This window comes from Streptomyces inhibens (genome assembly GCF_022221585.1).
Classification (GTDB): Bacteria; Actinomycetota; Actinomycetes; order Streptomycetales; family Streptomycetaceae; genus Streptomyces; species Streptomyces inhibens.
In genome coordinates, this window is the sequence record NZ_CP084681.1 from 4661418 (window position 1) to 4674018 (window position 12601).

Consider the following 12601-nt stretch of genomic DNA (forward strand, 5'->3'; position numbering starts at 1 on the left):
CAATTCCGACGTACGCCCTACGGGTGATCGCATGCCACCCGTGGCACTCTCACCACACCCCCCACCCACGGCACGGTCGGCACTCCGGCAACCCGGTCCCTACCGCAACAGCTCGGGAAGTTCGGCCATATGGGCGAACAGCCCGTTGGCGCCGGGCTCCACCAGCTTCGCCGCCGGCGTCATCGCCGTGAACCCATAGACATCCATCTCCGCGGCGACCGCCGCCTGCACCCCCAGCGGACTGTCCTCGATCACCGCACACCGCTCCGGCTCCACGCCCATCTCCCGTGCCGCATGCAGAAAGAGATCCGGCGCCGGCTTCCCCCGCCCCACATCCTGCGAGCTGAAGACGCGGCCTGCCGCGAACCACCCGTCCAGGCCCGTCTTCCGGTGCCCCACCCGGATCCGCTCATGGCTTCCGGAGGACGCGACACAGTACGGAACGCCGTCCGCCGCCAGCTTCTCCAGCATCTCGGTCACCCCGGGCACCGGCTGCAACTCCCGCTCGAACGCAGCGAAGACGCGGCCGTGGAACACCTCGTCGAAGTCCTCGGGCAGGCGACGGCCGGTACGTTCCAGGACGAGCTCATGGATCCGGTGCATCGCCGACCCCATGTAGTCGCGTATCGAGTCCTCGTACGACGTGGGGTACCCGAGCTCGGTCAGATAGCCGGCCAGGATGGTGTTGGAGATGGGCTCACTGTCGACGAGCACACCGTCATTGTCGAAGATGACCAGGTCGTATCGCATGGCCCGACCCTATGCGCCTTATCCGGCCCGGAATCAGATTTCTGACCCTGAACGCAGAAAAGCCCCGCACCATAAGGTGCGGGGCTTCCCCACAATGATTGTTCGGCGGCGTCCTACTCTCCCACAGGGTCCCCCCTGCAGTACCATCGGCGCTGAAAGGCTTAGCTTCCGGGTTCGAAATGTAACCGGGCGTTTCCCTAACGCTATGACCACCGAAACACTATGAAGTTAACCAACCCGGCAAAGACACAGGTCATTACTTCAGAACCTACACAGTGGACGCGAGCAACTGAGGACAAGCCCTCGGCCTATTAGTACCAGTCAACTCCACACCTTACGGCGCTTCCATATCTGGCCTATCAACCCAGTCGTCTACTGGGAGCCTTAACCCCTCAAGGGGGTGGGAGCCCTCATCTCGAAGCAGGCTTCCCGCTTAGATGCTTTCAGCGGTTATCCTTTCCGAACGTAGCCAACCAGCCATGCCCTTGGCAGGACAACTGGCACACCAGAGGTTCGTCCGTCCCGGTCCTCTCGTACTAGGGACAGCCCTTCTCAAGACTCCTACGCGCACAGCGGATAGGGACCGAACTGTCTCACGACGTTCTAAACCCAGCTCGCGTACCGCTTTAATGGGCGAACAGCCCAACCCTTGGGACCGACTCCAGCCCCAGGATGCGACGAGCCGACATCGAGGTGCCAAACCATCCCGTCGATATGGACTCTTGGGGAAGATCAGCCTGTTATCCCCGGGGTACCTTTTATCCGTTGAGCGACGGCGCTTCCACAAGCCACCGCCGGATCACTAGTCCCTACTTTCGTACCTGCTCGACCCGTCAGTCTCACAGTCAAGCTCCCTTGTGCACTTACACTCAACACCTGATTGCCAACCAGGCTGAGGGAACCTTTGGGCGCCTCCGTTACTCTTTAGGAGGCAACCGCCCCAGTTAAACTACCCACCAGACACTGTCCCTGATCCGGATCACGGACCCAGGTTAGACATCCAGCACGACCAGAGTGGTATTTCAACAATGACTCCCCCTGAACTGGCGTCCAGAGTTCACAGTCTCCCACCTATCCTACACAAGCCGAACCGAACACCAATATCAAGCTATAGTAAAGGTCCCGGGGTCTTTCCGTCCTGCTGCGCGAAACGAGCATCTTTACTCGTAATGCAATTTCACCGGGCCTATGGTTGAGACAGTCGAGAAGTCGTTACGCCATTCGTGCAGGTCGGAACTTACCCGACAAGGAATTTCGCTACCTTAGGATGGTTATAGTTACCACCGCCGTTTACTGGCGCTTAAGTTCTCAGCTTCGCCAACCCGAAGATTGACTAACCGGTCCCCTTAACGTTCCAGCACCGGGCAGGCGTCAGTCCGTATACATCGCCTTACGGCTTCGCACGGACCTGTGTTTTTAGTAAACAGTCGCTTCTCGCTGGTCTCTGCGGCCACCCCCAGCTCAGAGAGCAAGTCTCATCACCGGAAATGGCCCCCCTTCTCCCGAAGTTACGGGGGCATTTTGCCGAGTTCCTTAACCATAGTTCACCCGAACGCCTCGGTATTCTCTACCTGACCACCTGAGTCGGTTTAGGGTACGGGCCGCCATGAAACTCGCTAGAGGCTTTTCTCGACAGCATAGGATCATCCACTTCACCACAATCGGCTCGGCATCAGGTCTCACCCTTAACGAGAGACGGATTTGCCTATCTCTCGGGCTACACCCTTACCCCGGGACAACCACCGCCCGGGCTGGACTACCTTCCTGCGTCACCCCATCGCTTACCTACTACAGATCCGGGTCACCGGCTCCACCACGTCCCTTTGTCCGAAGACTCCAGGCCGGCTTCACGGGCTTAGCATCGTCTGATTCGATATTGGGCGTTTCAAAGCGGGTACCGGAATATCAACCGGTTGTCCATCGACTACGCCTGTCGGCCTCGCCTTAGGTCCCGACTTACCCTGGGCAGATCAGCTTGACCCAGGAACCCTTAGTCAATCGGCGCACACGTTTCCCACGTGTGTATCGCTACTCATGCCTGCATTCTCACTCGTGAACCGTCCACAACTCGTTTCCACGGCTGCTTCACCCGGCACACGACGCTCCCCTACCCATCACAGCCTCCGTTAGGAGTATTGCTGCAATGACACGACTTCGGCGGTGTGCTTGAGCCCCGCTACATTGTCGGCGCGGAATCACTTGACCAGTGAGCTATTACGCACTCTTTCAAGGGTGGCTGCTTCTAAGCCAACCTCCTGGTTGTCTCTGCGACTCCACATCCTTTCCCACTTAGCACACGCTTAGGGGCCTTAGTCGATGCTCTGGGCTGTTTCCCTCTCGACCATGGAGCTTATCCCCCACAGTCTCACTGCCGCGCTCTCACTTACCGGCATTCGGAGTTTGGCTAAGGTCAGTAACCCGGTAGGGCCCATCGCCTATCCAGTGCTCTACCTCCGGCAAGAAACACACGACGCTGCACCTAAATGCATTTCGGGGAGAACCAGCTATCACGGAGTTTGATTGGCCTTTCACCCCTAACCACAGGTCATCCCCCAGGTTTTCAACCCTGGTGGGTTCGGTCCTCCACGAAGTCTTACCTCCGCTTCAACCTGCCCATGGCTAGATCACTCCGCTTCGGGTCTTGGGCACGCTACTCAACGCCCTATTCGGACTCGCTTTCGCTACGGCTTCCCCACACGGGTTAACCTCGCAACATACCGCAAACTCGCAGGCTCATTCTTCAAAAGGCACGCAGTCACGACGCACCGAGTAAACTCGATGCGCGACGCTCCCACGGCTTGTAGGCACACGGTTTCAGGTACTATTTCACTCCGCTCCCGCGGTACTTTTCACCATTCCCTCACGGTACTATCCGCTATCGGTCACCAGGGAATATTTAGGCTTAACGGGTGGTCCCGCCAGATTCACACGGGATTTCTCGGGCCCCGTGCTACTTGGGTGATTCTCAAACGAGCCGTCAATGTTTCAGCTACGGGGGTCTTACCCTCTACGCCGGACCTTTCGCATGTCCTTCGCCTACATCAACGGTTTCTGACTCGTCTCATCGCCGGCAGACGATGAAAGAGAACTCCCACGACCCCGCACTGGCAACCCCTGCCGGGTATCACACCAATACGGTTTAGCCTCATCCGGTTTCGCTCGCCACTACTCCCGGAATCACGGTTGTTTTCTCTTCCTGCGGGTACTGAGATGTTTCACTTCCCCGCGTTCCCTCCACACTGCCTATGTGTTCAGCAGCGGGTGACAGCCCATGACGACTGCCGGGTTTCCCCATTCGGACACCCCCGGATCAAAGCTTGGTTGACAGCTCCCCGGGGCCTATCGTGGCCTCCCACGTCCTTCATCGGTTCCTGGTGCCAAGGCATCCACCGTGCGCCCTTAAAAACTTGGCCACAGATGCTCGCGTCCACTGTGCAGTTCTCAAGCAACGACCAGCCACCCGTCACAACCCACCGAAGCAGATTTTCACCGGGGCCGGCATCGCGAAGGTTCAGACTCGAAAGCCCGCACCCTCAGATACCCAACAGCGTGCCCGACCCACTCCATCAATCCCCACGTTCCACGCCGAAGCAGTACTAGTGACAACCAACCAAGTGCGCCGAATAGTCAACGTTCCACCCATGAGCAACCAGCATCAGACATTCGCTGATGTACTGGCCTCTGACCAACCGAAGTTGGTAAGAAGTGCTCCTTAGAAAGGAGGTGATCCAGCCGCACCTTCCGGTACGGCTACCTTGTTACGACTTCGTCCCAATCGCCAGTCCCACCTTCGACGATTCCCTCCCACAAGGGGTTGGGCCACCGGCTTCGGGTGTTACCGACTTTCGTGACGTGACGGGCGGTGTGTACAAGGCCCGGGAACGTATTCACCGCAGCAATGCTGATCTGCGATTACTAGCAACTCCGACTTCATGGGGTCGAGTTGCAGACCCCAATCCGAACTGAGACCGGCTTTTTGAGATTCGCTCCACCTCGCGGTATCGCAGCTCATTGTACCGGCCATTGTAGCACGTGTGCAGCCCAAGACATAAGGGGCATGATGACTTGACGTCGTCCCCACCTTCCTCCGAGTTGACCCCGGCAGTCTCCTGTGAGTCCCCATCACCCCGAAGGGCATGCTGGCAACACAGAACAAGGGTTGCGCTCGTTGCGGGACTTAACCCAACATCTCACGACACGAGCTGACGACAGCCATGCACCACCTGTACACCGACCACAAGGGGGACCCTGTCTCCAGGGTTTTCCGGTGTATGTCAAGCCTTGGTAAGGTTCTTCGCGTTGCGTCGAATTAAGCCACATGCTCCGCTGCTTGTGCGGGCCCCCGTCAATTCCTTTGAGTTTTAGCCTTGCGGCCGTACTCCCCAGGCGGGGAACTTAATGCGTTAGCTGCGGCACGGACGACGTGGAATGTCGCCCACACCTAGTTCCCAACGTTTACGGCGTGGACTACCAGGGTATCTAATCCTGTTCGCTCCCCACGCTTTCGCTCCTCAGCGTCAGTATCGGCCCAGAGATCCGCCTTCGCCACCGGTGTTCCTCCTGATATCTGCGCATTTCACCGCTACACCAGGAATTCCGATCTCCCCTACCGAACTCTAGCCTGCCCGTATCGAATGCAGACCCGGGGTTAAGCCCCGGGCTTTCACATCCGACGTGACAAGCCGCCTACGAGCTCTTTACGCCCAATAATTCCGGACAACGCTTGCGCCCTACGTATTACCGCGGCTGCTGGCACGTAGTTAGCCGGCGCTTCTTCTGCAGGTACCGTCACTCTCGCTTCTTCCCTGCTGAAAGAGGTTTACAACCCGAAGGCCGTCATCCCTCACGCGGCGTCGCTGCATCAGGCTTTCGCCCATTGTGCAATATTCCCCACTGCTGCCTCCCGTAGGAGTCTGGGCCGTGTCTCAGTCCCAGTGTGGCCGGTCGCCCTCTCAGGCCGGCTACCCGTCGTCGCCTTGGTAGGCCATCACCCCACCAACAAGCTGATAGGCCGCGGGCTCATCCTTCACCGCCGGAGCTTTCCACACACAGACCATGCGGTCGTGTGTCATATCCGGTATTAGACCCCGTTTCCAGGGCTTGTCCCAGAGTGAAGGGCAGATTGCCCACGTGTTACTCACCCGTTCGCCACTAATCCACCCCGAAAGGCTTCATCGTTCGACTTGCATGTGTTAAGCACGCCGCCAGCGTTCGTCCTGAGCCAGGATCAAACTCTCCGTGAATGCTTCCGGGATATCCCGGTTACACATCACGAGAGCGGAACGAGTGGGCGGAATAAGCCCTCTCGTTCACAGCGTCCTCGCTGTGTGTTGCCTACCGGCACATGGTGTCGATAGGACTTTCAAAGGAACCTCATCCGCCGGATGCTTCCGGCTGGACGGGGTATCAACATATCTGGCGTTGACTTTTGGCACGCTGTTGAGTTCTCAAGGAACGGACGCTTCCTTTGTGCCTGTCTCACCAGGCTCTCCGGGCGCTTCCCTTCGGTCTTGCGTTTCCGACTCTATCAGATCCTTGCGGCTCCGATTTTCGCCGGTGCGATTCGGCCTTTTCGGCTTCTTCGCGGTTCCAACCTTACCAGATCCGTTTCCGTCTCCGGCCCCCTGTTGGAGCGGGGTTGGCCGTTCGGCTTTCGCTTTTCGGCCTTTCCGACTGTATCAGATCCGATTTCGTTCCGTTTCCGGTCCGAATTCTTTTCCGATTCCCCGTCGGAGGGGGTTCCGCCGTGGTGCGGCTATTCAATCTGCCGCGCCTTTCGGCGTGATCACTACTTTAGCGGAATTCCTCGTTGACGCATAATCACGTCGCGGTCCGAATTTCGGCATGCCGAAATTGTTCCCGGTGAGGGGCCGTGCAGTAGTGGTGTGCCGCGAAGCGGCGGGATGGCTGTCGCAGAACCGTTCCGGCTCCGTGGCAACTCGGAGAACACTACGGATGGGGCAGGGGCGTGTCAACTCGCGTCAGTCAAGGTCACTCAGACGCCCGCCGGCGTCCGGTTGAGCGTCCTCGACGCGGCGCAGCAGACGGCTCAACACCTGGCCGAGGAGTTGGCGTTCCGCGCCGGAGAGGTCCTGGAGGAGGTCCTCTTCGAAGACCGTTGCCATGCGCATCGCCTCCAGCCACTTCTCGCGGCCCTCGTGGGTCAGCTCGACGATGACGCGGACGCGGTTGGTCTCGTCGCGCTCTCGTGTGACCAGACCTTCGCTCGCCATGCGGTCGATGCGGTGGGTCATGGCGGCCGGTGTGAGGCCGAGGCGCTTGGCGAGTTCGCCGGGGCCCATTTGGTAGGGGGCTCCGGCGAGGACCAGGGCCTTGAGGACCTCCCACTCGGCGTTGCTGATGCCGAGGGTGGCGGTCTGCCGTCCGTAGGCGACGTTCATCCGCCGGTTGAGGCGCTGAAGTGCGGAGACGACCTGCTCCACCTGGGGGTCGAGGTCTTGGAATTCGCGCTGGTAGGCCGCGATCTGTTCCTCGAGGCTCGGCTCGGCAGCGTCGGCGGCCGCTTCTGAGGGCTCAGGCATGCGGCGCAGTATGGCATGGAAGTCATTGGCGTTGAAGTTCTTCGGCGTGTACTCTTCAGATTCGAACTTTAGAGTTGAAGTCTTCAGGGTGAGACTGTCCGGCTTGCGGCTGTCCGGTCCCGCCCTGTGTCTGTGGCAGCTCGCCGGTTCGTACCCCTTGTTCGTCCGATGACCTGACCTAGGTAGGTGAGTGTGACCACCGCGATGGGCGCCGCGTTGCGCCGGATCCAGCTCGGGAACGCGCTGAGCGCGTTCGGAAGCGGCTTCACCGTTCCGTATCTGTACGTCTATGTGGCGAAGGTGCGGGATCTCGGCGCGAATACGGCCGGTGTGGTGCTGGCGATGCTGGCAGTGGCCGCGCTGGTCGTCCTGCCGCTGACCGGTCGGGCCATCGACCGGCGTGGTCCGCTGCCGGTGGCCATCGTCGGTACGGTCTCCGCCGCCATCGGCGCGCTGGGGCTCGGGCTGTCGGCCACGGAGCCGCTGGTCATCGCGTCGGCCATCGCGCTCGGTGCCGGGATCGCGGTCATTCAGCCGGCGCTCGCGACGATGATCGTGTGGTGCTCGACGACGGTGACCAGGTCGCGGGCGTTCGCCACCCAGTTCTTCCTGAACAACCTGGGCCTGGGCGTCGGTGGGCTGGTCGGCGGGCTGCTGGTCGACGAGTCGCATGCGTCGAGCTTTGTGCGGCTGTTCGCCATCGAGGCCGTGATGTTCCTGGTGCTCGGCGCGGCGGTGGCGACCGTACGGCTGCCGCGGGCGCCGAAGGTCGAGGACGCGGTGCCGACCGAGGAGCGGGCCAAGGGTGCCTGGCGGGCGCTGTTCGCCGACCGGCGGATGGTGTGGCTGTGCGTGCTGGGGTTCGTCCTGTTCTTCGCCTGCTACGGGCAGTTCGAGTCCGGTCTGGCGGCCTATGCGACCGAGGTCACGCGGATCCCGCCGGCGAGCCTGGGTATCGCCCTCGCGGCCAATACGGCGGCGATCGTGGCGGCGCAGTTCGTGGTGCTCAAGCTGGTCGAGCGGCGGCGGCGCAGCCGGGTGATGGCGCTGGTCGGGCTGATATGGACCGTGGCGTGGATAGCCGCCGGTCTGTCCGGGCTGGTGCACGGGGCGCAGGCGGTGGCGACGACGCTGCTGATCTCGACGTATGCGCTGTTCGGTATCGGCGAGTCGATGCTGTCGCCGACGCTGGCTCCGCTGGTGGCGGATCTGGCGCCGGCCTCCCTGATAGGCCAGTACAACTCGGCGTTCGCGCTGGTCAAGCAGCTGGCGCTGGCGGTGGGACCGGCCGTGGGAGCGCTGATGGTGGGCCACGGGATGTATGTGGCGTACATCGGGATGCTGGTGGTGTGCGCGCTGGGGATCACGGGGCTTTCGCTGCGGTTGGGGCGGATGCTGCGGCCCGGGCAGGACAATCCGCATCGGGCGATGCCGGTGCTGCCGGCGGCGCGGGTTTCGCCGGAGCAGGATGCGGAGCGGGAAGCGGAGCAGGAAGCGGTGGCCGCGGCCGTGTGAGCGTGCCCCGTCCCGGCCCTTCCCGGTGACGGGACCCGGCCCCGACGCCCCCGTTGTGCGCATGTCTTCCGCCCCGGCGGAACGACTGCCCGCAACGGGGGCGTTGTTCATCCCCTGGGCAAGGCGAATTCGCACCAGACGGCCTTGCCGCCGCCCGGTGTGCGGCGCGAGCCCCAGGAGGAGGCGATGGTGGCGACGATGGAGATGCCGCGGCCGGCCTCGTCCGCCGGTTCGGCGCGGCGGCGGCGTGGGAGATGGTCGTCGCCGTCGGTGACCTCGATGATCAGGCGGCGGTCCGTGCGGCGCAGGCGGAGGCGCATGGGCGGGGTGCCGTGCTGGAGCGAGTTGGCGACAAGTTCGCTGGCCGCCAGGACACCGAGGTCGTGCAGCTCGGGCGAGAAGCGCCAGGAGGCGAGGACGCCGGAGGCGAAGGCGCGGGCGCGCGGGGCGGCTTCGGTGCCGCCGTGGAGTTCGAGGGCGGCGTTGTGGAACAGCTCGGCTTCATGGCCGGTCCGCTCGGGGTGCTGGAGGACCAGGATGGCGACGTCGTCGTCGTGCGTGGCGGTGATACCGAGCGAGCGCAGCAGGCGGTCGCAGACGATGTCGGGGGCGCCGGCGGCGCCGGCGAAGGCGCGCTCCAGGGCCTCGACGCCCTCGTCGATGTCCTTGTCGCGCCGCTCGACCAGGCCGTCGGTGTAGAGGACGGCGCTGCTGCCGGGGGCCAGCGGGACGGAGCCGGAGGTGTGCAGCCAGCCGCCGGTGCCCAGGGGCGGTCCGGTCGGCTCGGCGGACCGTGCCCTGGGGGTCGCGTACGAGGATGGGCAGATGGCCGGCCGAGGCGTAGACCAGGCGGCCCTCGTTCGGGTCGTGGACGGCGTAGACGCAGGTGGCGATCTGGCTGGCGTCGATCTCGGCGGCCAGCCCGTCCAGGAGCTGGAGGACCTCGTGGGGCGGGAGGTCGAGGCGGGCGTAGGCGCGTACGGCGGTGCGCAGCTGGCCCATGACGGCGGCGGCGCGCACCCCGCGGCCCATGACATCGCCGATGACCAGGGCCGTACGGCCGCCGCCCAGGGTGATGACGTCGTACCAGTCGCCGCCGACCGCGGCGTCCGTGCCGCCGGGCTGGTACGTGGCGGCCACGCACAGGTCGTCGGGCTGCTCCAATTCCTGGGGCAGGAGGGAGCGTTGGAGGGTGACCGCGGCCTCGCGCTGGCGGGCCTCGCTGACGCGCAGCCGTTCGGCGGACTCGATCTGGTCGGTGACCTCGGCGCCGAAGACGAGTACGCCCTTGTGCGGGGCGACGCAGGCGACCTCGGGGTCGGGTGCCGGGCCGCTCGCCGCGACCTCGATCGGGGTGCAGGTGAAGGTGTAGTAGGCGTCGCGGGAACGGTCGCCGCCGGGGATCTTGCGGGATTTGACCGTACGCGGCTTGCCGCTGCGCAGGACCTGGTCCATCAGCGGGAGCAGGCCCAGTTCGTCGAGCTCGGGGAGGGCTTCGCGGGCGGTGTGGCCGGCCGGGCGGGGGCCGAAGACGGTGGCGTAGGCGCCGTTGACGTAGGCGAGGCGGTGCTCGGGGCCGTAGACGACCGCCACGAGGGCGGGGATGGTGCCGAGGATGTCGTGGACGGAGAGCGCGTCGACGGTGGGTGGCAGGGCCACGGGGGTGAGTTCCTGGGAGGCCGCATCGGCGCGTTCGGCGCGGGCCGCGGGGACGGAGCCGGTGGTGGCGGCCGTCGGGGCGGTCGGCGCGCCGTCCGCCGTCGCGGGCGTGGCGGACGGGGCCGGGGCCGCGGGCGTGGCGGACGGGGCCGGCGGGCCGGACGCGGGGCGGGGTGCGGCGCGGTCGGACCGGGCGGCGGCGCGCCGCTGTGTGCCGGGGAATTTGGCGCTCCAGCGCGTGAAGATCACGGAGGGGTACCTCTTACTTCGCGTCGTCGCGCGGGATCGGGCCGTCGGCATGGCGGGACCTCCCGGCCGTCGGCCGGGGGAGGTTCGGCTGGGGGCACTCTCGGCGCCCTTTTGCGTAATGCAGCAAACGTCCAGAATCCTCGTGATTGTCACTCTTTGCAGATACGAGCCCACCCATGGTCACACGTCCAGTGTGGCCGACCGGACGGACATCCGTCAGACGCCCGGGTGCCGGTGTGGAGTTCCGCGCTCCGGAACCTCCGGCCGTCCGGGGGCAGGCGGCACGTCAACTCCTGTCGTCCATACGGCGCGTCAAACGGCTTCGTTGTGCCGTCCGGTGCCCGCCGCCAGTTCGAACTCGGCGCGCGGGTTCTCCAGTGAGCCGAGCGAGACGATCTCGCGTTTGAACAGGCCCGCGAGGGTCCATTCGGCGAGCACCCGGGCCTTGCGGTTGAAGGTCGGTACCCGGCTGAGGTGGTAGGCGCGGTGCATGAACCACGCCGGGTAGCCCTTCAGCTTGCGCCCGTAGACGTGCGCGACGCCCTTGTGCAGGCCGAGCGAGGCCACCGAGCCGGCGTATGTGTGCTCGTAGTTCTCGGTCGGATCGCCGCGCAGGACCGCCGCGATGTTCTCGGCGAGCACCTTGGCCTGGCGGAGGGCGTGCTGCGCGTTGGGCGCGCACAGAGGGCGGGGCTCGTCGGGCTTGGCGGGCGGCTCGGCCGTCAGGTCGGGGACCGCGGCCGCGTCACCGGCGGACCAGGCGTGTTCGACGCCGTCCACCCGGAGCGCGGGGGTGCACTTGAGGCGGCCGTGGTCGTTCAGCGGCAGATCGGTCGCGGCCAGGATGGGGTGGGGTTTGACGCCGGCGGTCCACACCAGGGTCCTGGTGGGGAAGCGGGAGCCGTCGCTGAGTACCGCGACGCGCTTCTCGCATGACTCCAGGCGGGTCTCCAGCCGTACGTCGATATTGCGTCCGCGCAGCTCCCGTACGGCGTAGCGGCCCATGTCCGGGCCCACTTCGGGCAGGATCCGGCCGGTCGCCTCCACCAGGATCCACTTCATGTCCTCGGGCTGGACGTTGTGGTAGTAGCGGACGGCGTAGCGGGCCATGTCCTCCAGTTCGGCCAGCGCCTCCACGCCGGCGTAGCCGCCGCCGACGAAGACGAAGGTCAGTGCGGCGTCGCGGACCGCGGGGTCGCGGGTGGAGGAGGCGATGTCGAGCTGTGCGAGGACGTGGTTGCGCAGTCCGATGGCCTCTTCGACGGTCTTGAAGCCGATGCCGAAGTCGGCCAGGCCCGGGACGGGCAGGGTGCGCGAGACCGAGCCGGGCGCGAGGACCAGTTCGTCGTAGGCCACCTCGATGGCGCCGTTGCCGGTCTCCTCCGCGGCCAGGGTGGTGATGGTGGCCCTGCGTTCGGTGTGGTCGATGGCGGTGACCTCGCCGACGACGACCTTGCACCGGGGCAGGACGCGGCGCAGCGGTACGACGACATGGCGCGGGGAGATGGAGCCGGCCGCGGCCTCGGGCAGAAATGGCTGATACGTCATGTACGGCTCGGGGTCGACCACGATGACCTCGACGGTGCTCTGCCGCAGCTCCTGCTTCAGCTTCCGCTGCAGCCGCAGGGCGGTGTACATCCCCACGTAGCCACCGCCGACAACGAGAATGCGCGTCACGTTGTTCGAAGACACAGCCTTCACAGAGGTTCTCCTCGCGGTGGACCTGGCCCGGGGCGGCACCGATCCGGATGCCGGCCGGCGGCGCGACCACCATCGGGCGCTGCGCCCCCGGGAAGCACAGCACTGTTCCATGACGCACCGCCGGGGCGTCTTTGTCCACAGGCTCGTCGAAATGTATGACCGGCCGCGACCCTGGGGACGGAACG

The 12601-nt window shown here is 64.4% G+C and carries 4 protein-coding genes, 3 rRNA genes and 1 pseudogene; 1 reads left to right on the forward strand and 7 read right to left on the reverse strand.

Features of this window, described 5'->3' with window-relative positions; genetic code table 11:
• Positions 1-99: 99 nt before the first annotated feature.
• The 5 genes from KI385_RS21310 to KI385_RS21330 form a co-directional block, all read right to left on the reverse strand.
• On the reverse strand, positions 100-750 hold the full coding sequence (locus KI385_RS21310) for an HAD family hydrolase (protein WP_238573791.1): 651 nt from the start codon (positions 748-750) through the stop codon (positions 100-102).
• Positions 751-850: 100 nt separating this feature from the next.
• Positions 851-967, reverse strand: a 5S ribosomal RNA gene (gene rrf, locus KI385_RS21315).
• A 74-nt stretch (positions 968-1041) separates the two neighbouring features.
• Positions 1042-4163: ribosomal RNA gene (locus tag KI385_RS21320) — 23S ribosomal RNA — on the reverse strand.
• 303 nt (positions 4164-4466) lie between these two features.
• A 16S ribosomal RNA gene (locus KI385_RS21325) occupies positions 4467-5993 on the reverse strand.
• Together the 16S, 23S and 5S rRNA genes form the textbook arrangement of a ribosomal RNA operon.
• Before the next feature lie 738 nt (positions 5994-6731).
• Entirely contained in the window at positions 6732-7292 is a 561-nt protein-coding gene (locus KI385_RS21330; protein ID WP_238573792.1) for a MarR family winged helix-turn-helix transcriptional regulator, read from the reverse strand.
• A gap of 192 nt (positions 7293-7484) precedes the next feature.
• On the opposite strand from KI385_RS21330, the gene KI385_RS21335 reads away from it, so the two are divergent.
• On the forward strand, positions 7485-8807 hold the full coding sequence (locus KI385_RS21335) for an MFS transporter (RefSeq protein WP_238577779.1): 1323 nt from the start codon (positions 7485-7487) through the stop codon (positions 8805-8807).
• A gap of 107 nt (positions 8808-8914) precedes the next feature.
• Here KI385_RS21335 and KI385_RS21340 read toward each other — a convergent pair.
• Positions 8915-10715 (reverse strand): annotated as a pseudogene (locus KI385_RS21340) (ATP-binding SpoIIE family protein phosphatase).
• Between the two features lie 312 nt (positions 10716-11027).
• Positions 11028-12407 carry an NAD(P)/FAD-dependent oxidoreductase gene (locus tag KI385_RS21345; RefSeq protein ID WP_342593525.1) on the reverse strand — a complete coding sequence of 460 codons (1380 nt, stop codon included), beginning with the start codon at positions 12405-12407 and terminating at the stop codon, positions 11028-11030.
• Positions 12408-12601 lie beyond the last annotated feature (194 nt).